The sequence below is a fragment of the Rhodococcus sp. EPR-147 genome (genome assembly GCF_001647185.1).
Classification (GTDB): domain Bacteria; phylum Actinomycetota; class Actinomycetes; order Mycobacteriales; family Mycobacteriaceae; genus Rhodococcoides.
Genome location: NZ_LVCU01000559.1, coordinates 1 through 617 on the forward strand (window position 1 = coordinate 1; position 617 = coordinate 617).

The window sequence follows — 617 nt, forward strand, 5'->3', positions numbered from 1 at the left end:
GATCTGGCCCGGGCGTACCTGCAGGTCGACGCCGCGCAGCGCGTGCACGCCGCCGAACCGTACTTCGATGTTGCGGGCTTCGAGAACGTTGGTCGTCATGTTCGCACGCTCTTCATCCGTGGCAGTTCCGGCACGAGGGTGTCGATACCGGTCATCTTGCGTTCCTTCTTGATCGACCTCGACACGAGCAGGCCGTCCGGAAAGAACCGCAGTTGGAGCAGCAGACCGCCGCCGATGAGCAGCTGCACGTACAGGGAGATGTGGTCTGCGGGGAGAACGTATTTCTGCAGAATCAGCGGTATCACCGAACCGATCGCTCCGAAGCCGGCCAGCACGGCTCCCTGCGGCAGCGTCACGCCGAGTACGTAGACGCTCGCCACCAGAGTCAGCGCGACGGAGATCCCGTAGCTGTTCGCCGAGACGGTGCCGAACTGGTAGGCGTACATCACGCCGGCCACTCCGGCCAGAGCCGAGGTGATGCCGAAGGCGACGATCTTGACCGTCCGCACGTTGACTCCGGCTGCGGCTGCGGCACGTTCGTTGGAGCGGATGGCCAACATCTGACGACCGAGGTCGCTGTTGCGGAGGTAGACCACACCCATGTATGCGAGGGTGGC

1 protein-coding gene is annotated in these 617 nt (G+C 64.0%); it reads right to left on the reverse strand.

The features are described 5' to 3' along the window. Positions 1 to 95 precede the first annotated feature (95 nt). On the reverse strand, positions 96 to 617 hold a 522-nt coding region (locus A2J02_RS24985; RefSeq protein WP_442971507.1), incomplete at its 5' end, for an ABC transporter permease subunit.